The organism is Saprospiraceae bacterium, from assembly GCA_016715965.1.
Lineage (GTDB): Bacteria > Bacteroidota > Bacteroidia > Chitinophagales > Saprospiraceae > Vicinibacter.
Genome location: JADJXG010000001.1, coordinates 2,514,162 through 2,540,870, shown reverse-complemented (window position 1 = coordinate 2,540,870; position 26,709 = coordinate 2,514,162). Strand labels below are relative to the sequence as shown.

Annotated in this window: 19 protein-coding genes; 9 read left to right on the top strand and 10 right to left on the bottom strand. The window is 41.7% G+C overall.

Going from position 1 to position 26,709, the window contains the following annotated elements:
- Window positions 1-48: 48 nt before the first annotated feature.
- The 3 genes from IPM48_09500 to IPM48_09490 form a co-directional block, all read right to left on the bottom strand.
- Complete coding sequence (locus IPM48_09500; protein ID MBK9271823.1) at window positions 49-1,878, bottom strand: T9SS type A sorting domain-containing protein; 1,830 nt, start codon at window positions 1,876-1,878, stop codon at window positions 49-51.
- A gap of 221 nt (window positions 1,879-2,099) precedes the next feature.
- On the bottom strand, window positions 2,100-2,459 hold the full coding sequence (locus IPM48_09495; GenBank protein ID MBK9271822.1) for a DUF1573 domain-containing protein: 360 nt from the start codon (window positions 2,457-2,459) through the stop codon (window positions 2,100-2,102).
- 278 nt (window positions 2,460-2,737) lie between these two features.
- The gene (locus tag IPM48_09490) at window positions 2,738-4,369 is read right to left on the bottom strand and encodes a DNA polymerase/3'-5' exonuclease PolX (protein ID MBK9271821.1); all 1,632 of its coding nucleotides are present in this window, start codon (window positions 4,367-4,369) and stop codon (window positions 2,738-2,740) included.
- Window positions 4,370-4,426: 57 nt separating this feature from the next.
- Between IPM48_09490 and IPM48_09485 the strand changes: the two genes are divergently transcribed.
- On the top strand, window positions 4,427-6,214 hold the full coding sequence (locus IPM48_09485) for an ATP-binding cassette domain-containing protein (protein MBK9271820.1): 1,788 nt from the start codon (window positions 4,427-4,429) through the stop codon (window positions 6,212-6,214).
- Between the two features lie 263 nt (window positions 6,215-6,477).
- Window positions 6,478-8,412 carry a PKD domain-containing protein gene (locus tag IPM48_09480; GenBank protein ID MBK9271819.1) on the top strand — a complete coding sequence of 645 codons (1,935 nt, stop codon included), beginning with the start codon at window positions 6,478-6,480 and terminating at the stop codon, window positions 8,410-8,412.
- Window positions 8,413-8,455: 43 nt separating this feature from the next.
- On the opposite strand, the gene IPM48_09475 is transcribed toward IPM48_09480, so the two are convergent.
- The 4 genes from IPM48_09475 to IPM48_09460 all read right to left on the bottom strand — a co-directional run bounded on the left by IPM48_09475 (window position 8,456) and on the right by IPM48_09460 (window position 13,227).
- Window positions 8,456-8,686 (bottom strand): hypothetical protein, encoded by a 231-nt coding sequence (locus tag IPM48_09475; protein ID MBK9271818.1) that lies wholly within the window; start codon window positions 8,684-8,686, stop codon window positions 8,456-8,458.
- A complete protein-coding gene (locus IPM48_09470) occupies window positions 8,683-9,573 on the bottom strand; it encodes a sterol desaturase family protein (protein ID MBK9271817.1) in 891 nt (296 codons plus the stop codon). Before IPM48_09470 ends, IPM48_09475 begins: the two co-directional genes overlap by 4 nt.
- Window positions 9,574-9,582: 9 nt before the next feature.
- Complete coding sequence (locus IPM48_09465) at window positions 9,583-11,643, bottom strand: tungsten formylmethanofuran dehydrogenase (GenBank protein MBK9271816.1); 2,061 nt, start codon at window positions 11,641-11,643, stop codon at window positions 9,583-9,585.
- A gap of 642 nt (window positions 11,644-12,285) precedes the next feature.
- Window positions 12,286-13,227, bottom strand: a complete 942-nt coding sequence (locus IPM48_09460; protein ID MBK9271815.1) for an RNA methyltransferase — start codon at window positions 13,225-13,227, stop codon at window positions 12,286-12,288.
- On the opposite strand from IPM48_09460, the gene IPM48_09455 reads away from it, so the two are divergent.
- Window positions 13,196-15,421, top strand: a complete 2,226-nt coding sequence (locus tag IPM48_09455; GenBank protein ID MBK9271814.1) for a BamA/TamA family outer membrane protein — start codon at window positions 13,196-13,198, stop codon at window positions 15,419-15,421. The two genes, IPM48_09460 and IPM48_09455, sit on opposite strands and share 32 nt — an antisense overlap.
- A 30-nt stretch (window positions 15,422-15,451) precedes the next feature.
- Here the strand turns inward: IPM48_09455 and IPM48_09450 are convergent, their stop codons facing one another.
- Entirely contained in the window at window positions 15,452-15,781 is a 330-nt protein-coding gene (locus tag IPM48_09450; protein ID MBK9271813.1) for a hypothetical protein, read from the bottom strand.
- A gap of 201 nt (window positions 15,782-15,982) precedes the next feature.
- On the opposite strand from IPM48_09450, the gene IPM48_09445 reads away from it, so the two are divergent.
- A complete protein-coding gene (locus IPM48_09445) occupies window positions 15,983-18,223 on the top strand; it encodes a T9SS type A sorting domain-containing protein (GenBank protein MBK9271812.1) in 2,241 nt (746 codons plus the stop codon).
- 228 nt (window positions 18,224-18,451) lie between these two features.
- Here the strand turns inward: IPM48_09445 and IPM48_09440 are convergent, their stop codons facing one another.
- On the bottom strand, window positions 18,452-20,152 hold the full coding sequence (locus IPM48_09440; protein ID MBK9271811.1) for a S8 family serine peptidase: 1,701 nt from the start codon (window positions 20,150-20,152) through the stop codon (window positions 18,452-18,454).
- 382 nt (window positions 20,153-20,534) lie between these two features.
- Here IPM48_09440 and IPM48_09435 point away from each other — a divergent pair, with 382 nt between their 5' ends.
- The gene (locus tag IPM48_09435) at window positions 20,535-21,335 is read left to right on the top strand and encodes a hypothetical protein (GenBank protein MBK9271810.1); all 801 of its coding nucleotides are present in this window, start codon (window positions 20,535-20,537) and stop codon (window positions 21,333-21,335) included.
- A gap of 12 nt (window positions 21,336-21,347) precedes the next feature.
- Window positions 21,348-23,225 (top strand): RecQ family ATP-dependent DNA helicase, encoded by a 1,878-nt coding sequence (locus IPM48_09430; protein ID MBK9271809.1) that lies wholly within the window; start codon window positions 21,348-21,350, stop codon window positions 23,223-23,225.
- Between the two features lie 6 nt (window positions 23,226-23,231).
- Here the strand turns inward: IPM48_09430 and IPM48_09425 are convergent, their stop codons facing one another.
- Window positions 23,232-23,945, bottom strand: a complete 714-nt coding sequence (locus IPM48_09425) for a ribonuclease H-like domain-containing protein (GenBank protein ID MBK9271808.1) — start codon at window positions 23,943-23,945, stop codon at window positions 23,232-23,234.
- A gap of 83 nt (window positions 23,946-24,028) precedes the next feature.
- Here IPM48_09425 and IPM48_09420 point away from each other — a divergent pair, with 83 nt between their 5' ends.
- From IPM48_09420 to IPM48_09410, 3 genes are all read left to right on the top strand, one after another.
- Window positions 24,029-25,009 (top strand): hypothetical protein, encoded by a 981-nt coding sequence (locus IPM48_09420; GenBank protein MBK9271807.1) that lies wholly within the window; start codon window positions 24,029-24,031, stop codon window positions 25,007-25,009.
- An 81-nt stretch (window positions 25,010-25,090) separates the two neighbouring features.
- Window positions 25,091-26,020, top strand: coding sequence for an NAD-dependent epimerase/dehydratase family protein (locus IPM48_09415; protein ID MBK9271806.1), 930 nt, complete (start codon window positions 25,091-25,093; stop codon window positions 26,018-26,020).
- Window positions 26,021-26,185: 165 nt separating this feature from the next.
- On the top strand, window positions 26,186-26,641 hold the full coding sequence (locus IPM48_09410; protein MBK9271805.1) for a TraR/DksA family transcriptional regulator: 456 nt from the start codon (window positions 26,186-26,188) through the stop codon (window positions 26,639-26,641).
- The last annotated feature ends 68 nt before the right edge of the window (window positions 26,642-26,709 follow it).

Below are 26,709 nucleotides of genomic sequence, written 5' to 3'. Positions count from 1 at the left end.
AATGAATCTTGTTTATCCTGCTCTGTCATTGAATAGACTGGCAAAGATTCAAAATTTGACAAACAGCTTGGATTGATGCTTATTTAGATTCCAGAATCTAATCACATAATATCCGCTGGTCAAATTTGAAGTGTTTATCCTTAATTGTCTGGTGGACAATACTTCCCAATTGACCTCTATTTTTTTGCCTGTCAGGTCTAAAAATTCCAGATTAAAACTTTCAACAGAATTGCGATCCGATCCATTTATGATCAGGTCATCTTCTCCATAACCTATCCAAAAATTGATATTCGAATCGCCCGGTCCAACAATATCGGTGTTAAATCCAGCGCAAATGCTATCGGAATCAATGAGACTTAACAAAAGTTGACAACTGTCTGCATTTCCGCTTTCATCCAGTGCATACATTTGCACAATATTAAACAGTTGAGTTCTTCCCGCAAAATCGTGACAATCGTACTCCAATTCCGGCAATTGAGAATCTTTCAAAAAAGAAAGTATTATGTGTTCAGGATTACTGCAGTTATCAATCACTCCAGAGATTAATTCCTTTGCATCAATTCGAATGATGCCAGATTCAGACAGGTAAATTTCAGGAAGATCAGTTTTACATTCAAGTCGCGGCGGTACACAATCCTTCGACTCAAAAAAATGGACAAATGTATTTTTGTTTCCGCAGCGATCGTCCACGGTTATTTCAATCCGATGACGACCCAGGGGATATATACCGGATGCATCAAACGGGTGGGTAGGATAAAAAGCATACTTGTTTAACTGAATGGAACTGTCTCCACTTTGATATTGAGTCAATGTAGAAGGAGCGAGAACTACATCGTAGTGATCGTAGGGACCTGTATGATCATCATTAAAGTCAATCTTGTAAGAGAATCTGAGAATACGATGCGAACCGCAGTTGTCAAAACCAGTCCATTTTACCAGGGTGGGGGATCCGCATAAGGCCTGAATGTTGCTTGCGACTGCCATACAGGCTTGGGTTTCAAAAAAAAGGGCATGCGGAGCTATAGAGTCTGCAACATCGATCTTACTCTTAAATTCCCAACGTCCAACGGATGGATTATTCAGTGGATCGTATTCACACCAGTTGATGATCACATGGGTTCTGACTATTCTTGCACACACTCCAGGCAAGTCAGTTATAAACTCATCCTTAAAATCAAAAGAAAAATTGGCACAGTTGGTATTTCTCAACTGAATGGAAGATCCGTTATTGCCCATACCACAAGCATAAATGGTAGAAACAAATTGACTATCGCAAAAAGGTTCATCCCATATTAAGTCATCTTCCGGATCACACAAATTCTGCAAATTGATATAAAATGGATTACAATCCAAAAACCAAATTCGTTGGGTATCTGATATCGTTTCAAAACCAGAGTATCCCACAAGGACTCTATCAATCAAACCCAAGCCACATACATAGAAAAGGTCCACTACTTTGACTTCAAATGAATCTACCCCGCTGGCGTATCCTTCCATTCCCCAAAACAAAGAATATAAAGAATCGGGATGGTTGGAATCCATTTTCTCCATATAATACTGACATGCCAATTCTGGTGCTCCCTTTCCAGATGCTCCGGGGTAGAATTTTTTGTAGTCAGGCTCACAGAGGGCTGCACAAACTTTGCTCAAAGTAATTAGTGAATCAACCATCGAGGGGTCAGCATGGATTCTCCCCGCTCCAGTAAACATAGGATCTCTCAACTGAGACAAATCCCAACCGACATCGCAACCAACCACCAGATCGGCTGGTGCCTTCACAACCGCCTTAGCAGTCTGATGGTGAAATTGTGATGCGCTGTAAAAGGTTTTAGAGGCTGGCAAAAACAAACAGGAAAGTGACAAAACCAATGCTAACATAAGTAAACAAATTAAAAAAATGAACGAATTGCTTAGAAGTCCAACTCTTTAAAATCAGGACTGGTTGGTCCTTTCCTCCAAACTGAAAAGATGAATTCCGAAAAAATCAATGGTAAAGATAATCAAAATTGAAAAGTAAATGGGAGCTACAAAAAAAAATCCCGGCCTGAAGAATCAAACCGGGAATTTTTAAACTGTTGTATTGTTATTCGTATCTTAGATTATTTCGCGGCAGGTTTTCTAACAACTCCGGAAATGGTCAAATAAGTCTGAGCTGGATTGGTATTGGCTGTAACGGTTACTCTTTTGGTCTGCTTAGATCCGTCTTCAGTTCCTTTTCCTTTCGAATCAAATTCTACTTTGATCTCGGCAGTCGCACCTGGCGCAACTGGCTCTCTCGGCCAATCAGGCACCGTACATCCGCAGCTTCCTTTTGCATCAGAAATGACCAAAGGCTCGCTACCTGTGTTTTTAAATTTAAAGGAATATTTTACCATATCGCCTTCTTTGATTTCTCCGAAATCGTGCACCATTGCTTCGTACTCAATCGTGGTTGTAGGACCGCTCGGAGCAGCAGGCATCGGTTCTCCTGCAGGGTTATTTAAATCATTGGGAGTGGCAACTGTACCAGCATTTGGATCAGCAACTGCTTCTGTGCTGGCGTTGTTGGCGCTTGAATCGCTCTTACAAGCAACAACTCCTACCAACAAAAGAATGGCAAAAAGATTGATTAGATTTTTCATGTTTATTACTGTTTATTTTTTTACTGAATAATGAAATGAGCCGTAAAATTATGCTTAAATAACAAAGACATACTTTATCTATTCCATAACAGGATGTTAATGTTTATTTAAAACTATTATTTTAAGGAAATCCATCTATTAAATTCTGCAATATCATAAATATTCAAACAATTATTTCGCAACAATCCTCCCTTTCTCGCCGCGCGGACTCCATATTTAATGTCTCGCAAACCACTCAAATTGTGGGCATCCGGATTGATTGAGATCATGACATTCTTCTTTTGGGCGTATTCTATCCACTTCCAATCAAGGTCCAGTCGCATTGGATTGGCATTGAGTTCGATGACCACTCCATTTGCCGAGCACGCATCAAACAGCAGCTGGTGATTTACGGGATATCCCGCTCTGGAGAGCAGCAATCTTCCCGTCGGATGGCCCAGAATGCGGGTGAATGGATTTTCAACCGCGTGGATCAGTCGGCTCATCGCCTTCTCCTCATTCATTTTGAGATTGCTGTGGATCGAAGCAATGACCAGATCAAATCCGGACAAGATCTCCGGAGGATAATCCAGGCTGCCATCGGAAAGAATATCTGATTCTATGGATTTGTAAATTTTAAAAGGGGCCAATTCTTCATTGAGCCGATCGATTTCCCTCCATTGCATTTCTACGCGTTCGATGCTAAGTCCATTGGCATAAGCGGCTGTTCTCGAATGATCGGACATAACGAGATAGGCATATCCAAGGCGAATGCATTCTGCCGCCATTTCCCTGATCGAACAAATGCCATCGCTATAGGTACTGTGATTGTGTATGACACCTTTGATGTCCTGCTCATCCACCAGCAGAAGTGGATCGAAAACGGTATAATCTTTAAGATCTCTGCATTCTGGTGGAACATAAGGCAAAGAAGAGGCATGAAAAAAATCCAACTCTGAGGCTGAGCTTTTCAATTCGTTTTGATATTTATTCAACCATTCAAAGAACTCCACTGATCCACCCGTAAATTGAAAACACTCCTCTGCGTTCATTGGAAATTTTAGCAGGTGCAGGAACACAGGAATGTTTTCTTTCCAGCGAGCCTCTATTTGAGTGTTGGTCCTGTTGAGGATTGTAAAATTCTCGGGCCAATGTTTTGGTTCTTCTGAGACCACAAATTCCAATCCCGTCAGGATAGGTACCAATCTCTTTGCCTCGCCTGTTATTTCCAGGAGGAGCCCGGGATTTGATGCCAGCAGGGATGCCTCTATTTCCTGAATTTCATGTTCCAATTGGTGGTGATGAAACAAATGACTTTGCGATTGATAAAATTCAAGGGTTTTGATTAAATCTTCCTGGATTTTAGGACCAAATCCCTTGTGTGCGATGAGTCTGTTTTCACGACAGGCATACAACAATTCACCCGGAGATTCTATGCCCAATTCCTTCCAAAAAAAAATCAATTTCTTGGGTCCGATACCTTTGATGGCCAGCATTTGGCGGATACCTTCAGGAGTTTTTTCTCTCAGTTCATTTAATCCGCCAAAACTCCCCGTATTCTGTATTTCGACAATTTTTTCTGCAATCGTCTTTCCTATTCCTTTGATGGACTGCAATTCTTCAGCTCCCAGTTCCTCCAGATTTTGGTCTAGTTTTCTGAGATTAAGATAGGCATTGGCGTATGATTTGATCCTGAATTCATTTTCGCCATGGAGTTCCATCAACCCAGCCATTTCATTGAATAGACCTGCGATCTGTTTGTTGGTCATCGTTTGTTTTGTAAGTGGCCTGTAAAACACTTTCATAAATTGATTGTTCGTTGGTGCATGTCAGAAAAAGTTAAGCTCAGCAAAGCCGGGCTTCTGAAAGCGTACCGCATTTTTAAATTTATCCGTCCCTACCGATGGTCCTTTTTACTGGGGATGCTTTGTTTGGTGATTTCCAGTTCCATGTTTATGATTTTTCCTGCCGCTGCCGGAGAGATGGCCAACACCGCCATTGGCAAGGGAAAATGGTCTTTGGAAGTCAGTGATTTTGGACTCCTGTTTCTGGTGATTCTGATCATACAGGGATTGCTGTCCTATTTCAGAACCATTTATTTTGCCAGGGTCTCTGAGTTTGGAATCGCGGACGTCCGCAAAGCCCTCTATCAAAAATTAATCAGTCAGGATCTGGTCTTTTTTGAAAGCCAAAGGGTCGGTGAACTGACCAGTCGTTTGACCGCTGATGTCGAACAACTTCAAAACGCTTTTTCTGTCACATTGGCTGAGTTTATCCGACAGATCGTGGTACTCGTTTTGGGTCTGTTTATCATTGGCTGGTTAGCGCCCCATCTCTCCCTGATCATGTTGTTGACCTTCCCTGTGATCGTGGTGAGTTCGGTATTGTTTGGCAGATTTATCCGCAAGTTGTCCAAAAAAAGACAAGACGCCTTGGCACAAACCAATATTATTGTAGAAGAAAGTTTTCAGGCTTTCCCAATCGTCAAAGCCTTTACCAATGAAGCTTATGAAAATACGCGATTTGGTCGATCCATCGACCAAATGGTGGGCATTTCGATGAATTACGCCAGGATGAGGGGCATCTTTTTTATTTTCATCATTACTGTATTGTTTGGAGGATTGTTTTTTATTCTCTGGAGAGGGGCACTTCTCGTACAGTCCGGAGAAATGCAGGCAGGCGATCTTTTTTCTTTTATCATTTACACAGGAATCATCGGAGGAGCGATCGCAGGAATTGGAAACTTGTATTCGACCCTGGCAGGTTCGATCGGAGCGACGGAAAGAATACAGGAAATTCTCGAGCGCGATGAAGAAATTGACATTGCCTCCCAGGATGAAAATGAATGGAGCAAACTGGAAGGTCGCATTGAATTCCAAAGGGTGCATTTCTCATATCCCAGCAGAAAAGACGTCAAGGTCCTGAATGAGATCAGTTTTGAGGTCAATAAGGGGGAGCGCATCGCACTGGTGGGTCAAAGCGGTGCTGGCAAATCCACCATCGCACAATTGGTGATGCGATTCTATCAGGCAGATTCCGGAAACATCAAAGTCGATGGAAAACGAATTGAGGAATATGATTTGCATTCATTCCGTCGCAACATCGCCATTGTTCCGCAGGACGTCATTTTGTTTGGCGGATCCATCAGAGAAAACATCCTGTATGGAAAGCCCAAAGCTACAGACGCAGAATTGATGGAAGCCACAGAAAAATCAAACTCCTTTGAGTTTATCAAAAACTTCCCGGATGGTTTTGACACCATTGTTGGAGAGCGTGGCATCAAACTCAGCGGCGGACAAAAACAGCGGATTGCCATCGCAAGGGCTATATTAAGAGATCCTTCTATTTTAATATTGGATGAAGCTACTTCTTCCCTGGACTCAGAATCCGAAAAATTGGTGCAGGATGCACTCGAAAAGCTGATGAAGAATCGTACCTCCATTATTATTGCGCATAGATTGTCGACCATCAGAGATGTGGACCGCATTTATGTTTTAAAGGATGGGAAGATCGCAGAAAGCGGAAATCATCAGGAGTTGATTGACATTCCAGATGGTATTTATAAGAATCTGGTTAATCTACAAATGGATAATTCGCAAATGCGGACTGTATAAAAATCATTATCTCAATGATTCCAAGGATGGACAAAGATGTAGTTGATTTTCTGTGAAAATCTGTGAAATCTGTGAGCTATTTTTTTAGCACAGATGTCACTGATGAACACTGATGAAGTTAGATTATCTGAGTAAATTTGAATTCTTGAGTAATCATTATTTGAAAGCTGGCAAGGAGTCAAAATCACAATATTCAAAAAATAATAGCAACAAGTCTGTACAATCTGCATTTTGGTACGTTGTATCTATATAATCCTACCTCAATGAAGAAATTACTATATTGCTTCTTTTTCGGCATTACGAGCCTTGTTGGTCAAAATCTCGTATTAGATTTTATAACAGTTAGCCATCCAGAATTCCAAAATAAAGACAACTCAGGGACTCAATTTTATCAGTTGAATAGACAATTTCTTGATCAAATGGAAAACAAATCTGAAAATCTATCTATTTCTGTAAGTATTGGCTCCAATCAATCCTTTAAATTTTCTGCTCAAAAACATTCTGTATTTTCAGATCATCTTGCAATTCAGGTAAGTTCTTCTCCAAATGTTTCCACTTTCTTTACTGTTACTGGAACTCTTTACAAAATTGATTCCAATTCCTCTTTTAATGAAGGTCTAATTTCAATCGGCGCAGAATGCCTATATATGTGGTGGCGAATAGGCGAAGAGCAATTTATACTTGAACCACTTCATCTTTCTTTAGATTCCATTCATGGGCCATTATATGTTTTGAGAAAACCAGTTGCTTTTTTAAAAGAAGCCTTTTGTAATCATCCAAATAGCCCTACTTTAAATGGTCTATCAGATTTGATACACAAGACAGTCACAAATTCTCAGAATGACTCCTGTGTATCAACTCAAATGGCTTGTGCTTTGGATTGGAGTTTTGTCAAAACCATGAGAAATGTCGATCTTGCAATACAACATTTGGAATTTACTATGGGAATGGTAGAGCAGCAATATTCAGGATGGTTTGACAAAGATATTAAGTTCGAATTGAAGGATCTTTTTATTTCAAATTGTGAAGATTGTGATCCACCTACATGGAAATCTGAAAAGAATTCAGTGAAGTTACTTCAAAATTTTATTGACTGGGGAGAGAACAATGGATTTGGTAATCAAGCAAATCATCATCTTGCCTTTTTGATGACTTACAGATTTTTGACAGATGTAGTATCCGTCCAATCATTTCCTAGCCGAGTGTGTGCAAAGTCAAAGTATTTTATTCAACAATCTTTAAAGAATGTATCTGCAGATAAATATTTAACAGCCCATGAGATCGCACACTTCTTTGGAGCGTTACATGATACGGATTCCGCAGGTTTTATAATGAGCGCAACACCGAATTTAGGTTTACCTATTCCTACACAATGGTCTTCAAGATCCATTGAAGCAATTAATTTATTTTTAAAATCTGACACTTGCCTTCTATCCTGCCAACCATTGAGCGAAGCTCCAGTACCTATCTTTAGTGCTCATATATATGAACATTGCGGTCCTGTCACCATCCAAATAAATGATTATAGCCTGAAGTCCCCAACAGAATGGGAGTGGTCGTTTCCAGGTGGCACTCCAGTTCAGTCAAGTGAAAGACATCCGAAGGTACTTTATACTCAAACAGGAACTTATGATGTCACACTCAAAGTTAGCAATTCAAAAGGATCAAATACGCGAACAGAATCCCATTACATCACCATACATTCCTTGCCTGAAGCAGAATTTCAAACCAATACAAATGGACTTATGGTACAATTCACAAATTTGACTAAAAATGCTACTAATTATTATTGGAACTTTGGTGATGGAGAATCAAGTACTCTCACTTCGCCTATTCATACCTATAAAGCAGATGGGCTTTATAAGATTCAATTAATCGCATTCAATCTTTATTGTTCTGACACTCTTGAAACCGAAGTCACCATCATTATGAACACCTCTATTCAACATTACCATGAAACAGGCCTCAAAATTCATCCAAATCCTGGAAATGGTTTCATCCAAATACAAATTCCATCTTCATCACAATTTACTTTAAAGGTATACAGCTTTGGTGGAAAGGAAGTATTTGAAGAGCAACTAAAAGAAGACAAGAATTTTATCCAATTTCCAGAGTTTTTACACAATGGGATATATCGACTTGTTTTTGTTTCCAAAGAAATGAAACCTGTGCATCTAAATTATCTTTTGCTCAAGTAATTGTGGGTTGATTCCAAAAAAATCTTAATTATCCTGTGACTAATTAACTTTGGATGCTAGGCTTTATCATTTTTCTGATCAGCAAAACAATCAAAATGACCCAGGGCGCTCCGTGCATGCACAAATCCAACCAATCCATCAGGGACATGCCATTGGCCCCTCCCATGACCCAACGAATTTTGCCGACGATGTGGGGTTCCGGGTACAAGGGAGCCAAGCCTATAGTAAGGCTGGCGAATAAAGCCAAGAATACATAATTTCTTTTTTCTTTCATTTTGCTTTTCTAAATGGTGCCGCCAGTTGACGCCAAAATCCTGATGGATATTTTTCAATTTTTTCAAATCCAAGGGCAATATCCCTTCCGTCCGATGGGATGTAATCGGTTTGAAACAAATAATCCCAGATACTCAGACTCAATCCAAAATTGACACCATATTTTTTTTCACTGGGCAATTCCTTGGCATGGTGCCAAATGTGCATGACCGGATTGTTGAAAAGATATTTGAACGGACCATAGGTCACATTCAAATTGGCGTGATTGATATGTCCGATGAGAATGGCAATAAAATGGATGATAAAAAAATCCTGAATTCCAAATCCCAGCATGGCAAGTGGAATGTATTGACAGGTTTTATAAATGATGGTTTCCATAAAATGAAATCGCAAATGCGCCGCAAATCCCATTTGTTCTACACTGTGATGAACCTTGTGGAACTCCCACATCCAGGACACGCGGTGTAGCATCCTGTGCACATTCCATTGAATAAAATCTGCCACGACAAACATGATCAACCATTGGGACCATTTGGGAAGGGAGCCCAATTGGATGGCCACCAGGTTGCTGATTCCGAAAAGCCCCAAAAACTGATTAAACAGATCCACTGCCACATTGGAAAGTGCATTGTAAGCCACCAGTGAAAAAAGAAAAAAATTAAAAAACATGTAAAATCCATCCAGCCAAAAATCTTTCCTGAATATGGCCTGATTCTTTCTCCAGGGAAAAATAATTTCTACCATCCACACCATCAACGATAAGAAAATCAAGGCATAAAAATAGTTTTCATACCAAGGTTTATAGGGGTGGTTCCAGGCAATTTCAGAAACCAGATAATTCCAATAAGCCTGATAAGATTGTTGGATAAGATCCCAAAAATGATTCATGCGTCCGTATTAATAATTGAGTAATTCTGCAATGTGTTTGCTCAGTTTTTCTGCATTGGGAATCATCTCTTGTTCCAAAATGGAATTGAGTGGGACAGCCGGCAGATTGGCCGATCCCATGCATCTGACGGGAGCGTCGAGGTACTCAAAACAATGCTCCCCTATCCTTCCGGCCAAAGCCTGGGCAAAACTATTTTCGATCGTTTCTTCCGTCAGGACCAGACAGCGGTGATGGCGCTTGACCTGGGTAAATATTTGATCGGTGTCCAATGGCACCAAGGTCCTTAAATCCAAAATACTGACACAAGCATCAAAGTCTCTTGCAGCATTTAAGGCCCAGTGCACACCCATGCCGTAGGTGACCACACATATGGCATCACCTTTTTCGATTTTTTCAGGCTCGGCTTCTAAAACCAAATTGGCTTTTCCAAAGGGTAAAATATAATCCTCATCCGGCATAATCACTTTGGCCGCATCGGTACCGGGCACCTTGGACCAATAGAGTCCTTTGTGTTCAAAAATGACGACCGGATTGGGATCATAATAAGCTGCCTTCATCAATCCTTTCAGATCTGCCCCATTGGAGGGAAAAGCTATTTTGACCCCTTTGATATTGGCCACCACGGATTCCACACAAGAGGAGTGATAAGGACCGCCACTGCCATAGGCTCCGATTGGCACCCTTAGAATCATGCTTACCGGATATTTTCCCATGGTTAAAAAACAAGATCTCGCCACTTCGGTAAACAATTGGTTGAGACCCGGCCAGATGTAATCTGCAAATTGAACCTCCACAATGGGTTTTAAGCCAACTGCTGACATTCCGACGGTAGAACCCACGATAAATGCCTCCTGTATCGGAGTATTAAATACCCGATGGTCACCAAACTTTTCTGCCAGAGTAGCGGCTTCTCTAAAAACTCCTCCGAGCCTTTTGCCCACATCCTGCCCATACAGGAGGCATTCCGGATATTTGCGCATCAATTCTTCGACTGCAAACAAAGCACAATCCACCATGACCTTTTCCGAACCTGATTCAGGATGTCGTTGACCCTGTTCTTCCAGCACGGGAGTGGGTGCAAAATCATGTAAATAAAGATCCTCGGGTCTGGGGTCTTCTGCTTTAGCAGCCATCGCAAAATCCCGGGTAACGAGATCCACCGATGCTTGTACCAGCTCATCCAGCTCAGTTGCCTCAAATCCCCGCTCCAAAAGCAGTTTTTTCAATTTCGGAAAAGGATCCATTTTGCCTGCAGATTCAAGATCGTCGCGATACCATTCCTTCCGCACTCCGGAGGTATGGTGATTGAGTAAGGGCACTTTGGCATGCAAGAGCCAGGGTCTTCGGTGCTTTCTGATGTCTTTGATGATTTTTTCCACTGCCTGGTAAGAAGCTTCAAAATCGGTTCCTTCCACTGATTCCAGCTGGAGTCCCGGAAATCCCCTTCCAAAATCCATGGCATTTCCCTTTCTAATCTCCGAACTATGGGCAGAAATATCCCATTCATTGTCTTGGACCAGGTATAAAATGGGCAATGATTTGAGCGAGGCCATGTGTAGCGCTTCTGCCACTTCGCCTTCTGTGATGGAGGCATCACCCAGGGAACAGACCACGACCGGCAATTCCCTGCCGGATTTTTGGGAATTCATCATTTCCTGATACCATAAACCAAGGGCAATACCGGTCGTAGGGATGGCTTGCATACCTGTGGCGGAAGATTGATGGGGAATTTTGGGTTTGTCGGGATCTCTGAGGCTCGGATGAGAATAATAGCTTCGCCCACCGGAAAAAGGATCCTCTTTTTTGGCCATCAATTGGAGCATCAATTCATAAGGTCGCATTCCGATTGACAGCAGCATAGCATCATCGCGGTAGTATGCTGAGAGATAATCCATGGACTTAAGTTGCATGCCCAGAGCGATCTGTATGGCTTCATGCCCCCGGGACGTGGCATGCACATATTTGGAGACCATTTTAAAATTTCCCTCATAGATCTCGGTCATGGCCTTGGCGGTGGCCATGAGGGAGAATGCTTTTTTTAAAATACCTTTGTTCAATTTTGAAGCCATGCTTTCTTCTGGATTTGCGCAAAGTTGGTAAATTATAAGCAAAAACCGGGGACAATGGTTTTGCCTGGGAAGCCTGGGACCCACTTCTTGTAACCAATGTTACAGATCCCGGCCAGTCAAACTGAAATGAACTTTTTAGATCACAAAAGGACCAAAAGAAATAATTGGACAATCCCGACAAAAAATAACTTCAAAATTTCGAAATAGAATACACGGGTGTAGAGCCATGCCATTTCCCAATTTTCATTCTTCATGACCAATCCCATATAACTTTTGTTCTAAGAGGATAAATATGGTATTATTTTATAGGTCACCTACAGCTTGCCCCCAACAATGTTGGAGGGCTTTCCATCACTTGACGCTGAGTACTGCGTCACAAAGCTTCCAGCTTGGATCGTTCCGTCAGATAAAATAAAAACTAAGTTTTCATTTTTAATTCCTCATCAATTATCTCCAAAATCTCAAAAAGAAAACAGATTCTAAAATGCTTAATTTTTTATTTAATCCAATCCAGTTCCTTTTCTTTAATCTGCAATATATTAAAGCAAAAAATTAAATTGTAGAAATGAATACATGAAATTGGCTTAAAGAATTATGGCAGTCTTTAAGCGTCTTCTCTTACAATTACCATATTTGTAATCCTTATAAAATTGAAGATCGCCAACCCGCCATAAAAATAGAAGCCGCTACGGCCACATTGAGTGACTCCGCACCAAGGCTGTAAGATGGGATGGTCCAAAATTCATCGCAAATCATTTTAACGCGATCAGATAATCCACGCGCTTCGTTTCCCAAACAAAGCACTGCGGGTTCCCAAATTCCGGACTTTGGCCACAAAGGTTTCCCCACCAGATCTGCCCCTACCAATCTGGAGATACCGGAATACGTCCTGATTTCCTCCGGTGGAACACAACTTATCTTTAGCCTGCTAATGCTCGACATGCTTGCTTGCACGACTTTGCTATTGTACCAATCTACCACATGGTCAGATACCATGATCTCAGGTATTCCAAACCAATCGGCTGTTCTGATCAATGTACCTAAATTACCGGGATCTGACAAACCATCGAGATAGAGCCCAAAATTTGTTATTCTCGGGTGACCGGGACCAAAATAAGGAAACTGAACCAAAGCCAGCACCTCTTCCGTGGATTTGAGGGAAGATACCGCCTGAAGTTGCGAACTGCTGATTTGGCGGGTCAAATCCAAAAAATGACTTAAATTTGCGACTTGTCCCGTGATCCATTCCTCTGTACCGACCACCAATCGGACTTCAGAAGGTTTAGACTTCATGATATCAAGCACCAACCTGGAGCCTTCGGCCACAAACAATCGCTGCTCCTGCCTCGTCTTTTTGTGTCGAAGAGATTTAATTAAGTTTATTTCAGCTTTCGAAACTTGAATGTGCCTTCTGTCCATTAAATCATCTATAGTAACATACCTCAAAGGTAGTGCAATCCTGACACTGCTGGGTTTGTTCTTTGGTAATTGCAGCAGCACAAAAAATCTCAAACCCAATGAATTCCTCTTGTCAAAAAATAAAATCCAATTGATGGACGTAGCTTTTGGTGATCGCATTGGCATGAGGCAAGAACTTCATACCCTGATTAAGCAAAAACCAAACACCAGGTACTTATTCTTTATCCGAAGAGAAGGTATTTACCAGTTTCTTGAAAACAGAAAAAATAAAAAAATCCTGTTTAGAAAAACCCTCAGCAAACAATCAGAACCCCCCTCCATATTGGATACCCTTGAGATCGTAGCCTCCAAGAAAAACATGTTGAATTATCTTTTCAATCAGGGATATTTTAATGCGAAAGTGAGCCATCACCAAAAGATTCAATCAAACAAAAGAGTCAGCTTACAATACATCGTCCAACCAAATAAAAGAACCCATGTGGATAGTCTCATCTACCTTACATCCGACACCGCGGTTCTCGCCCTTTTAAACAAACACAAATCCTCATCTCAACTAAAATCCGGCGCCCCCATCGATTTGTCTTTGTTTCAATCTGAAAAGAACCGCATCACCGAATTGATGCAAAACAATGGTTATGCAGAGTTTAACCCATCCCTCGTGGACAATTTAAGACTTGACACCTTCCATGGCAACAATCTGCTCAAAATCCGCATCCTGGACCCTCCCGGCAAGGATCATCACAGTAAGTACTTTGTCGGAAAGGTGAATATCATCACCAATTTCAATCCGCAGGAGAAAAGAATATTCACGCGCACCAGCATAGATTCCATTTCGATCACTCAGACAGCTGAAGCGAGCTATATCCGCAATGAAGTGTTGCTGGACAAAATTCATCCAAGACCGGGCTTGCTCTTCAAAAAGGAAAATGTGGACAAGTCCTATTTGGATTTGGCCGGTTTGAATTTTTATAAATTTATCAACATAGAGTCAAAAACAGACAGTCTTCAAACCCATCTGATCAATCACACCATTTTGCTATCACCGCACAAAAAATGGGCCCAGGATTATGGTGCGGACCTCAACTACAATACCTTTAGTGCCACGGCGCCAAGTCTATTTGGCGTTTCTGGATTTTATTATTTAAAAAACAGGAATGCCTTTAAAGGCGCAGAAGTGCTGGACTTTAAATTGGAGGCCAATCTGGAATTTAATTTTTTCCAAGCCAATATTTTTAACTCCGTCATCTTGAGTTATCTCAATTCTCTGACTTTAGCAAGCTTTAAAGATGTAACAGGCTCTTTCTTTTTGGCCAGACAGCTAATGAGACCTTTCGGGTATTTAAAAAATCATCCCAGATCCAACACTAGTTTTAATATATTAGCCGACTATACGAGCCAGACCCAGGCTTTTAGTTTTGTTTCATTCAACACCGGTGTCAAATACGATTTCAACATCAACAAAAGAAAAAGACTAAGCCTTTCCACCTTTGAGGTCAATTATTATCTTCCCAATATTTTTCCAGCGTTTGAAGAGCGCTTTGGCGCAGATTCATTTGTGATCAGAAGTCTTAAAGGCAACAGGCTGTTTACTTCCTTCCTGTTTAGTCAGGCACAGTACTTTTATCAGGCCAAAAAATCCCGCAACTGGGACCACACCTCTATTTATTCGTTTGAACTAACCGGAATGGAAGTGGACTTGATCGAAAAGCTGGGAAAACTTTTTACAAAAAACTGGTCTTTGGGACAATTGCAAAAAACAGAGTTCTCAAAATTCTGGAAGTTGGACATAGATTCCCGGTGGTATTATCGAATCAATCCCAACAGCAATGTGGCACTGAGAACCACAGGAGGATTGGCCGTACCTTTTGGAGGCTCCAGAAACATCCCTTACATCAAGCAATTTTTTCTGGGAGGTCCTCAGAGCATGAGGGGCTGGAATATTCGTGAAACCGGACCCGGCAATTCTGATCTTTCCAAAACCGTCACGCAAAGGGGAAATTTCTTCTCAACAGGCGATATCAAATTGGAAGCTAACGCCGAGTGGAGGTTTGACATTTACTGGATTTTCAAAGGGGCTATTTTTCTGGACATTGGAAATGTTTGGCTCTTGCCATCTGCAGCCAATCCTGTCAATACCCATTTTACCAAAAACTTCTACAAACAGCTAGGAGTTGGATCCGGCTTGGGTCTGAGAATGGATCTCTCCTTTTTTATACTGCGTTTGGATTGGGGTTTTAAACTGAGGAGTACCTTCCCCAACAATGAAACGGGAAGGTATTGGATTGATTATTCTGGAACTTCATTTGGATCCTTTCTCAATCAATCCAACCTTCACCTGGCACTAAACTATCCATTTTAGGAAAGTCCGGCAATAATCAGGATCAACTGATTAGTTTTCGTGGTAAGCCTGATTGTGTGTCAAAGCCTCTCCGCATTTCGGGCAAGGTCCAGCAGCACCTGCGCCACCGGCACAGCCTTTAGGACAGGTAAAATGCCAAACCCCTTTTGCATTCTGGGGAGCATTCTGCGGTGGACCTGAGACCGGCGTGAAGTCAGGCGGCATTTGCACATTGGGTTGTTGGGTAGCAGGCTGATCGGCAGCCGGCTGTTCAACTTGCGGAGTGTCTGCAGCTTTATCTTTGCTTTCCTGTTTGCAGGAACTTGTGGCCATCAAACCCATACCCGCCACCAGGATAAAGAATAAGAATTTCAATTTCATATTTAAATTAATTTAATACAGCAAAGTTATTGTGTTTTTGTGGATTCCGTCCAAATAAGATTTTTAAGGCTTATTGTTTTTTTAAAAAAATTAACATCAAAGCATTACATATTAATAAAAGTTCTTATATTTGCTGTTGATTTCTACACGGCTATTCCCGAAATCAGCATTTAAGTAACCATTTTTTCTAAATTATAAATCATGAAAACTACGATTCAAGGTTTCTACGGCCTGTTTATGGCCATTTTGATGCTCCTCCCCCTCCAAAACCTTCAAGCCAGTGCACCCCAGTCCATTTATCTAGAGTGCCCTAAAAATGTCACCATCAGCTGTGAAGAAGACATTTCCAATCTGGACAAATGGGGCAAAGTCTTTATTTGGGAAAATTACGTCAAACGCGATGGACCAAAGCCCAAGACCGTGATTTACAATACCAATTCCTGTGGGATTGGTCAAATCATCCGTCGATGGGAGTATGAAGACAAACATTGGAAATGGCATTATTGCGAACAAATCATCACCATTACCGGAACAGGCAGCTCATTTGGCTACTCTGACATCATCTGGCCAAAATCTACGGAATTGGAAGGATGCAACCCTTCCGCAGACCCAAAAAATTTACCGCGTGAGTTTTCCTATCCCAGATTTTCCAACAAAAAATGCAGTCAGCCCATGTACAGCTATAAGGACATGAAATTTACCGTGGCCGACGGCTGTATGAAAATCCTAAGGGACTGGAAGGTCATCGATTGGTGCCAATACGTGCCCAATGCCAAGCCTGCGGTTGGACTTTGGACTTACACTCAGGTCATCAAGTTGGTCGCCAAAGACAGCACGGCTTACATCCAATGTCCAAAAGACACGGTGGTGGATGCAAAACTGGACTGCAAAGGTGCCTATGTGAAGCTTGACAGTGCCAAAGCATTCTCCAAATGCGGTGCCATTCACAAAATCAGAAATACATCTCCCTATGCCGATACGTCGGGACCTGATGCCAGTGGACATTATCCATTGGGGACGACCAAATTTTACATCATCGCAGAATATGGATGTGGTCAGGAAATCAAATGTCAGGTCAGTGTTACGGTGCGCAACAAAATTGGTCCTACACCCTACTGCCTCACCGGAGTCATTATCGCTCTGATGCCTTTGGACACCAACCGCGATGGACAGACTGATGCGGGTATGGTTGAAGTATGGGCCAAGGATCTGGACAGGGGTTCTTTCCACAAATGCGGACAGAAAAACCTCACATTTTCTTTTTCGAACGATCCAAGAGACATGAACCGGATTTATACCTGTGACGAACTAGGCAAAAATGAAGTGGAGATTTGGGTGACGGACAGCTCAGGGAATCAATCCTTTTGTAAAACCTACATCGAAGTCCAAAACAACAACGCCAAGATCCCCAATTGCAAAAGAAAGGACAGCCTGACGACGAGTCCTCCACAACTCCTCAACATCAGTGGATTGATCAGTTTTCCCAATCAACAACCCATGGAAAACGTCAGTCTAAGCCTTAAGGATATCAACAGCTACCAGATCCAAATTCGCCGCGATACCAGCATACGCACAAAATACGATACCATTCGCGCACCCAGCGGCACCATTTACTACATCCAAAAAAAGGATACCGTCATTACGATCCATCAGGATACTTTGCATGGTGCCTTGGTCATGAATACCAAGAGCAAAAATCAGGGACAGTTTTCATTTCTCAATCTGACCCATCAAAACAGTTATCAGTTGATCCCGGAATACGACCAAAAGGATCTAAAGGGCATTGATGTCAATGACGCAATCATATTGCTGCGTCATCTGCTCAAGATGGAAGCCATCACAGACCCATACAAACTTTTGGCCGCAGACCTCAATCAGGACAAAATCATTGATTATGCTGATTTCAATTTATTGTACGGCTTGGTCAATGGCACAGTGCCATTGGATCAATTGAAGGTACTTTGGAGATTTGTGCCCAAAGCCCATGTTTTTAAATCTGCCCAATTGTCCTATCAGGAAGATATTTCATCCTATATGAACTTTCAGAAGATCGGATCAAGTTATGACAAAGCTGATTATTATGTGATCAAATTAGGCGATCTGGATGACAATGCAGGCAATATAAGATCTGAAATCTCAGAGACCAGATCTGATCGGACAAAAACAAAAACGGATCATTTCACTTTGTTCAGTGTATATCCCAATCCGGTCAGCAAAAATGGTCATTTGTATTTGGATCTATTTGCCAACGAGTCGAGAGAAATGCAATTCCGTCTGATCAGTTTGTCTGGAAAAGAAGTTTATCAAAAGAAACTGTTTATCCACAAAGGCCAGCAAATCATCGAGCTGAATCAGTTGCCTGCTCAATTGGATGGTTTGTTTTTGTACCATATCCAATCGGGCGATCAATCCCACAGGGGAAAACTGATGATTACGGAATAAAAATTAAAATACGTAAAAAAGAGCCGTTGGATTTTTCCGGCGGCTTTTTTTTTGAGAGGACTTTGTATTGCGATGGCCAAAGTATTGAAAGCATAAGTTCGCCGTTTGTACTTGGCCTGATAAAATTTTTTACAGATCAAAAGATCATGTCAAGCAATGATTCCAATCGAAGTTTTCCCCATATTAAGACGTCCGAAGATTCAACTGCAAACATATTGATCAAAAGACTTAAGTCCTTGGACCGCCGACTGAGGGTACAATCGGTCCGGGTTCCACCCAATCTTTTATTTTTTTCTTTCCTTTGGTTTTAGAGGCAAGCAGAATCGCCTGATAGGCGTTGACAAATCCACCCGTGGAGCAAAGATCGGATAACTTTTTGGATCCACCCTCTTTACCGGGAACACGTACGTTGAGATCTGATTTGATGACCGAATTGCGCATAACTTCTTTTACTTGTTCTGCTGTCAAAGTGGGGAAATGACTGCGAATCATTGCGGCGACACCTGCCGCGATGGGTGCTGCCATGGAAGTGCCCTGCAGATTTTCATAGCCATTGTTTGGAACGGTCGAATAAATCAACATACCCGGAGCAAACAGATCGACGTTTTTCTTTCCATAATTGGAAAATCCGGCAATCATCCCTGTGCCTTGCTCGTGGGAAAGAGCACCGATTTCGAGCCAGTTTTTGGCTTTATTGGATTTAAATAATTTTTTCTTCTGATAATATTTGTTCGGGTAATTGGGTACTTTGTCAAGGTCTGCCGATCCATTGCCCGCCGCGTGAATGATGAGTACATCTTTGGAAGCCGCATACTTTACGGCCTCATCTACGGCATCCTTGTTGGGAGAATGTCCTTTACCAAAACTCATGTTAATAATACTCGCACCATTGTCCACTGCATAACGGATGGCATTGGCCACGTCCTTGTCTCTTTCGTCACCATCCGGCACACATCTTACGCTCATGATACGCACATGGGTGGCCACCCCTTCCATACCCAGACCATTACCTCTGGTAGCAGCCACACAGCCCGCCACATGGGTGCCATGCGTAGCATCGGGTCCTTCAACCTCATTGTTGCCATAGAATCTTTCGTTGACATCGGCATAGTTGTCGCCCACAATTTTTCTGCTGTCAAAATCCGGATTGAAATTGTATTCAAGTTCTTTGTTGAAATGATTGAGTCCATCACTGTATTCTTTTTTCACAAAATCCTTTAGCTCGACACCGGTTTTGATGTCCGGTGATTGGGAAAGAATGCTTTTGGCGATGGCGATTCCCATGGATAGTTTTTTGGAATCATTGTCTTCGATGGTCTCCAGATTCTCCAGGCTTAATGGACGATCACCCAGAGCCATGACGACTGCATCGATACCGGACATCACCTGATTCTGTGTGGCCATCATTCCTTCAAGATTGGCTTTGGCGCTGGATCTTCGGCCTTCCACATCATTTTTTAATTTTAGAAATTCGGCAAATTCCTTTTTTTGTTTTTTGTTGAGTTTGTCGGGGTCTGCATGATCATATTTGTATTTCATCTGCGCGTACAGGCGAGTGGTCTCATAGGTATCGGCTCCGACGTTGCCGTCTTTTCCTCCGATAAAATTCCAACCGTGAATGTCGTCGATGTAGCCATTCTTATCATCGTCAATGCCGTTGCCGGGTGTTTCTCCTGGATTGACCCACATGACCGATTTCAGATCCTCGTGTTCTGGTTCCACGCCGGAATCCAAGATGGCAACCACCACTGTTTTGGCAGGTCTTCCGGTCAATAATTCTTTGTGGGTTTTGTCTGCAGCCACTCCATTGAATTGGCTGGTCTGCGGGTCCAGGTTAAACCAGTTTTTAGGAACAGAAGATTGGGCATTTAGCCATTGAAGCGTCAGAATGGTCAGAACAAGCCAAACATTGGAAAACAAAAATTTCATGCAAACGAATTTTGTAGGTTTATCCATCAAAAACGTCCAATGCCTACAATTGTTGGAATGGACGATTAATTCCCCATTGATAGGATCCTTGGATAAGAAGAAAAAATTTTAATCAAATATCGTAATGCGTTTACTAATAATCGTTTAAATGAATAAGCATCAATGCAAGCCAAGCGAGACCCGATGAAATTTAACGCAGGTTTAAGATTCCAGCGATTCAAAAACAAGGGTGCACATACTTTGTAATCCACCTGTCCGGATCCCATCCATAAAAATTTAAATTATACTATATTTGCAACTTGTTTAATCTATATAGTTTTGATTAGCAATGCTTAATTGGGTGTTTAAAATACATTTCGCGGTTTTCCTGATCCAAATTTCTTTGCCTTATCTTAGAAGTCAACCAGTCAATGTTGGAATTTTTCTTGGAGGATCCAATTATGCAGGCGACCTTACAGAAGACTTTCACTCTGTTATTGTCCAAACCAGGCCAGCATTGGGAATAGAGGCTGGATATTGGTTGAGCAGTGGTGCTGCTTTTAAGATCCAATATTGGAACCTGCGCTTGCATGCGGATGATGCGATTTCAAAACAAGAATGGAAAAAAATCAGGAACTTTAATTTCACCACACTGGTGCATGAGGTCAATCTCGGTATGGATTTTTATTTTTTTCAATGGATCCCCATTCAGACCTTGTTTCAGCCCTATTTTTCTTTCGGATTGAGTTTCTTTGGTTTCAATCCCAGAACCAAATTTGAAGGGAGATGGATTGATCTGGTGGATGTTGGCACTGAAGGTCAGGGGATGCCTGGCTATCCTAAGAAATATGATTTATTCTCTCACGCGATAGGTTTTGGGACGGGCATAAACTACGCGATCTCTTCGCGCATCGCGATTGGAGTGGACATTAAATGGCGCAGAACACAAACCGATTATCTCGATGATTTGTCCGGGAAATATGTTTCTTATGATGATTTATTGAATGGAAATGGATACCTGGCAGCAGAGTTGGGTAATCCAAACAGGTTTCCCAATGGGTCTCAAAGGGGAAATGACAAAGACAAGGATTGGTTTCAAACCATGGGTATTCACCTGCAATATTTCTTAAAACCCTCAGATCCATCCAATCCAGCTTCCTTTCAGAATCGACGCAGTACAAAATTGCGTTGTCCTTCTTTTTGACAATGACAAGGCATGCCAGATCCAGTCGAAATCCTCAAAAAATATTGGCATTATGGTGCGTTTAGGCATGATCAGGAAAAAATTATTCAATCGATCCTGAATGGTCAACACACCCTGGCTCTGATGCCTACCGGTGGCGGAAAATCCATTTGTTATCAGGTTCCTGCACTGTGTTTGCCGGGAGTTGCTTTGGTTGTATCTCCACTGATTGCACTGATGCAAGACCAGACAGAAGCCCTGCGCAAAAAAGGAATATCTGCTGCCATGTTGCACTCCGGATTCAACAAAGCGGAGTCTGAAGAAATGATTCAAAAATTGAAAATTGGAGAAATCAAAATATTGTATTTGAGTCCGGAGAAATTATTGAATTCCATGTCATGGATCGGACAAATCAAATGGAGCTTTGTGGCTGTGGATGAAGCGCATTGTATCTCTCAGTGGGGATATGACTTCAGACCGAGTTATTTAAGAATTCATGAATTGACAGAACCTCTGAAATTACCCGTGTTGGCATTGACCGCTACAGCGACTCCAAGAGTGAAACAAGACATTCTTGAGCATCTCCGGATGAAGGACCCCAAGATTTATCAGAGTTCTTTCAGGCGCGACAATATTTCCATTTCGGTGGTGAAGACTGAGAACAAACCAAACAGTCTTTTGCACATTCTGAATCGGTTAAAAGGCTCTGCCCTCGTATATGTCAGAAACCGCAGACAAACAGTGACTGTGGCAAGATTTCTCCAGGAGCAGGGCCTATCTGCTGATCATTATCATGCTGGTCTGGATCCTGAAATCAGAGCCGCAAAGATGAGGCTATGGATGTCGGGCTCATGTAGAATTATGTGTTGCACCAACGCATTTGGAATGGGCGTAGATAAGTCGGATGTTCGATTGATCATTCACCTTGATTTACCCAATCAATTGGAAGAATATTTTCAGGAGGCCGGTCGCGCAGGAAGAGATGGAAAAGCATCCTGGGCGGTGGTACTTTTTAACAACAAGGACGAAAAGACATTGATTGAAAAATTTGAAGCCTCCGATCTTCCCGACCAATGGATTCTGAACTTATGGCATCATCTAAAAAAAATGAATACCGCGCCAGACGGATCCGTCATCGAATATTTTGACCTCTCCTCTTTCGCAAAAAATTTGGGAGAAAACCTGGCTGTTGTTTATTCTGGTTTGAAATATCTTGAAATAGCCGGCCTGATTCAACTGGGCGAAGGAATTCAGTCAAAATCCAGAATACAATTTTTAAAATCTCCTGAACTCATTTACGAAAAACTAAGTCAGTCTGGGGACTCTGATAAAATACCATGGATCAAATTACTATTGCGCACACACGAAGGTATTTTGGAGGTACCCACCCGTATCAACGAAGATTTCTTAGTCAGCCTGCTGAATAAATCTCCCGAAAGTATCCGGGAATTCTTTGTGGCTCTTCACAATCAAAAACTAATCAGCTTTGAAGTTGCAGACAATGACCAAAGTCTCTTTTTCCTGCAAAACTTTAATCAAAATTTGGATCTATCCAAATGGAAATCCTACCGCGATATCAGATTGGAAAAACTGGCAGAAATGGTTCGTTGGGTGCATCATACTGGATGCAGACAAAAATATATTTTGGAGTATTTTGGGGAAAGCAAGGCCTTGAATTGTGGAAAATGCGACAACTGCCTGTCCGAAAAATCATTGGATGACTCAGGAGTGCAAAGAGAACAGATCAGAAAAAAAATACTCCAAGAAATTCAAACCAACCATGGCTGCTATAGCTCGCATATTTTTCAAATGTTTCCATTGAACCGAAAGCCACTGGTGGAATACATCTTGCTTGAGCTGATCGGAGAAAATAAAATAGAGCGCAGGTTGGAAAAATTCTTTCTCAAATAAATACCACTAGACTGCAAGGGTCTCTACTTTATCCTCCGCAATGGGTTCTAAACCCAAAAGTCGGAGGTAAACATTGGCTGTCAGAGCCACATCTTTCATGCAATACTCAGCAATCCGTTGAATATCTTTTTCCTGCCAAAAAACACGGCTGACATCTTTCCCACTGATGTCTGTCTTGGAACTGGGAAGTCCCAGGCATGCAGCCAATAAATCGAGCGAACTAAAATTCTTGATGTCACCAAATTTCCACATCTCAAGCGTATCCAAAATGTAATGACTTTCCCAAGGTTTTTTTCCGGACAATTGCAGAATGGGCGGTATCGGAATGTTTAAAATGATGGCCCGTCTGCAGATATAAGGAAGATCAAACTCTCTAATGTTGTGTCCGCAAAATCCATGTTTTTGAGGATCGTTAAAATGCAGATTTACCATGTCAAAAAATTGAAGCAAAATATCCTTCTCCTCTCCAACCAGACTTTTCAGCCGGATGCCATCCTGGTGAAAAGTTCCCAGGCTGATGCATACGATTCTGCCAAATTCAGAAAAAATAGCAGCCCGGTCGGTATAAATCTGTTCTTCTGATAGTTCAGGGTGCTGTTGGGCATAAAATTTTGATTTTGCTGCCCACAACTCTTGCCACTTGCTGTCCAATTCCTTCCACTCCATCGCAGCTGAAACCGTCTCAATGTCAAGGAATAAAATTTTACGGGATTCTTTCATGCTGTGCTAAATATTTTGTTAATCAGCCCCTAAGATACAAAATTGGGTTAAATTTACACGTTCAACCATAAAATAGAAAAAAGATGACTCAACAAAAATCAAATCAAAACCTGAAAGCCGCAGCTCTTGTAGCAATTCTGGCTCTTTTGGGCGCAAATGTGTATCAATTTGTCAACAACCGCAGTCTTCAGCAAGACAATATGACCAAAGAAACGGAAATCGTCGAGCTTGATAAAGCCAAGGCTGAACTGGAAAAACAATACCAGGAATCAGTGGCCGAACTGAACACCATGAAAACAGACAACGAAGAGCTCAACAGAAGCATTGAAGTACAAAAAGAAGAACTCAGACTTCAAAAGGAAAAAATTAATTTACTCTTGGTGGACAGCAAAAATCTCAGAAAAGCGAAAGATGAAATGGCCAACATGAAGAGTAAACTCAACGAGTATGTGGCAGAAATCAATCGTTTGAAAGGAGAAAACCAGGAATTGACCAGTGCCAATCAGTCTTTAAGTTCTGAGAAAGAAAAGTTAACCCAGGAGGTGCAAACCAAAGAACAAGAAAAGCAACAGCTCGAGAACATCAAATCCACTTTGATTTCTGAAAAAGAAAACATCAGTTCTGAAAAAGAAAGATTGAGCGCCCGGGTAAACAAAGCAAGCGCCATCAATGTCCAGAAAATATCAGTAGCCGGAATGCAAAGCAGAGATGGCAAAAAAGCCCGTGAAAGAAGTACTGCAGCGGAAGTTGATTTTATCGAGGTGTGTTTTAAGACTACTAAAAATGCCAACGCAGATACCGGAAATGAAACTTTTTACATCAGAATCATTAATCCAATTGGTGAAACACAAACCATTGAGTCCTCCGGCTCAGGAGTGATTAGAAATTTGGCAACCAATGAAACGGTTAAGTACAGCACTACTGCCAATGTAAGCTATAACAACGATGAAAAAGAAGGCTGTGGTAAATTTAGTAATCCGGGAGGATTTCAAAAAGGCATGTATTCAGTGGAAGTGTACAACAAAGGCTTTAAAGTGGGTGAAGGCAAGCTGAAGTTGAAATAACATTCCCCAAATTTTCAGACCAATCCAATCACAGAAAGCAATAGAATTTGCTTTTATTTGCGGTCAAATTAAAGATCCTTTATGGGGAAAATACTCATGCTAGGTTCCAATGGTCAGATTGGGACTGTTTTGGCCGATGCTCTCAGGAAAAGATACGGACAGGATCAGGTCATTTGTTCTGATATCAGAACACCTTCGAATCCTGTTCCACATTTCTTGTTACTGGATGTACTGGACAAAGAAGCCATTTCGCGCACCATTGACGAGCATGGCATTGTTCAGATTTATCATCTCGCAGCGATCCTTTCTGCCAGCGGCGAGAAAAACCCACTTTTAACCTGGCAGATCAATATGCAGGGTCTTTTAAACGTCCTTGAATTGGGGGTAGAAAAAAATATTCAGCGCATTTTCTTTCCAAGTTCTATCGCCATTTATGGGCCTTCTACTCCAAAAGTGAATACACCTCAGTTTGGCTCATTCATGCCCACCACCGTTTATGGAATTTCCAAAATAACGGGAGAGATGTGGTGCGAATATTACTACAAAAGATACGGTCTGGATGTGAGGTCCATCCGCTATCCGGGAGTGATTGGCTGGCAGTCCTTACCGGAAGGAGGTACCACTGATTATGCGGTTGAAATTTTTCATGCCGCCATAAAATCTAAATACTACCGGTGTTTTCTGAGGGAAGATACAAGACTTCCCATGATCTATATGGATGATGTGATCAGAGCTACCATCGAATTGATGGAGGCCGATGGAAAAAGTCTTAGCCTGAGATCTGGCTATAATCTGGTGGGTATGAGTTTTACACCTGCAGAGATTGCCGCTGAAATCAAAAGAAAGGTTCACGACTTCAAAATAGAATACGAACCCGATTTCAGACAAGCCATTGCAGAATCATGGACCGAATCCATCGATGATTCTGAAGCCAGAAAGGATTGGGCTTGGAAACCACATTATGATCTCCCAGCCATGTGTGCAGAAATGTTTAAGATGTTGGGAGCATAGGTCAAACGCTGCGATTCGGGCGACAAACAGCCCCCAATTTTGGTGATATCATATTGACTAATAGGTATATTACATATATACGTATTAAATAATGCGATTATTTAATAAAAAATAAAGGTTTAAAGCCAAGTACGATGTTAATTTTGCGGTCAAATTTAAGATAATATGAAAGCCAGGTATTCAGACGAAGAGTTGATGGAATTCAAAGTCATCATAGATGAAAAGTTGGTGGCTGCCAAGACTGAACTGGCTGGCCTTGAGCAACAGATGATGGAACTGCGGGAAAACATGTCTGATGAGCAAGGTGGAGATTGGTTTGACGATAGCTCGATCCATACCGAAATCGAATTCCTTACAAAAATGGCTGAGAGACAAAGACAATTTGTCCAAAATCTCGAGTTGGCCCTGGTGAGAATCAAAAACAAATCTTACGGGATATGTTCTGTCACCGGAGAGTTAATCGATCGCCAGCGTTTGCTGTTGGTGCCCCATGCCACAAAAAGTGTGGCCGCCAAAGAAAGGGAAAAACCAAATCCGCCTGCCCATGAGATGTCAAGACCCATTCCTAGTTTTGACGACGAGGACAATACGCCGGTGGATGATGTGGTTGCTGAAGATTGATTAAAATAAAAATGAATCATCACCATTGATAAAATATCTTTTCTCACCATCATCTAAGCCTATTTTAT

Bases quoted from the DNA above. Each gene is read 5' to 3' on its own strand.
- IPM48_09425 (MBK9271808.1), bottom strand. From the start codon at position 23,945: ATGAAAGAATCCCGTAAAATTTTATTCCTTGACATTGAGACGGTTTCA.
- IPM48_09480 (MBK9271819.1), top strand. From the start codon at position 6,478: ATGAAGAAATTACTATATTGCTTCTTTTTCGGCATTACGAGCCTTGTT.
- IPM48_09445 (MBK9271812.1), top strand. From the start codon at position 15,983: ATGAAAACTACGATTCAAGGTTTCTACGGCCTGTTTATGGCCATTTTG.
- IPM48_09465 (MBK9271816.1), bottom strand. From the start codon at position 11,643: ATGGCTTCAAAATTGAACAAAGGTATTTTAAAAAAAGCATTCTCCCTC.
- IPM48_09490 (MBK9271821.1), bottom strand. From the start codon at position 4,369: ATGACCAACAAACAGATCGCAGGTCTATTCAATGAAATGGCTGGGTTG.
- IPM48_09470 (MBK9271817.1), bottom strand. From the start codon at position 9,573: ATGAATCATTTTTGGGATCTTATCCAACAATCTTATCAGGCTTATTGG.
- IPM48_09420 (MBK9271807.1), top strand. From the start codon at position 24,029: ATGACTCAACAAAAATCAAATCAAAACCTGAAAGCCGCAGCTCTTGTA.
- IPM48_09495 (MBK9271822.1), bottom strand. From the start codon at position 2,459: ATGCCTGCTGCTCCGAGCGGTCCTACAACCACGATTGAGTACGAAGCA.
- IPM48_09455 (MBK9271814.1), top strand. From the start codon at position 13,196: ATGGACGTAGCTTTTGGTGATCGCATTGGCATGAGGCAAGAACTTCAT.
- IPM48_09450 (MBK9271813.1), bottom strand. From the start codon at position 15,781: ATGAAATTGAAATTCTTATTCTTTATCCTGGTGGCGGGTATGGGTTTG.
- IPM48_09485 (MBK9271820.1), top strand. From the start codon at position 4,427: ATGTCAGAAAAAGTTAAGCTCAGCAAAGCCGGGCTTCTGAAAGCGTAC.
- IPM48_09500 (MBK9271823.1), bottom strand. From the start codon at position 1,878: ATGTTAGCATTGGTTTTGTCACTTTCCTGTTTGTTTTTGCCAGCCTCT.
- IPM48_09475 (MBK9271818.1), bottom strand. From the start codon at position 8,686: ATGAAAGAAAAAAGAAATTATGTATTCTTGGCTTTATTCGCCAGCCTT.
- IPM48_09430 (MBK9271809.1), top strand. From the start codon at position 21,348: ATGCCAGATCCAGTCGAAATCCTCAAAAAATATTGGCATTATGGTGCG.
- IPM48_09410 (MBK9271805.1), top strand. From the start codon at position 26,186: ATGAAAGCCAGGTATTCAGACGAAGAGTTGATGGAATTCAAAGTCATC.
- IPM48_09415 (MBK9271806.1), top strand. From the start codon at position 25,091: ATGGGGAAAATACTCATGCTAGGTTCCAATGGTCAGATTGGGACTGTT.
- IPM48_09440 (MBK9271811.1), bottom strand. From the start codon at position 20,152: ATGAAATTTTTGTTTTCCAATGTTTGGCTTGTTCTGACCATTCTGACG.
- IPM48_09460 (MBK9271815.1), bottom strand. From the start codon at position 13,227: ATGCCAATGCGATCACCAAAAGCTACGTCCATCAATTGGATTTTATTT.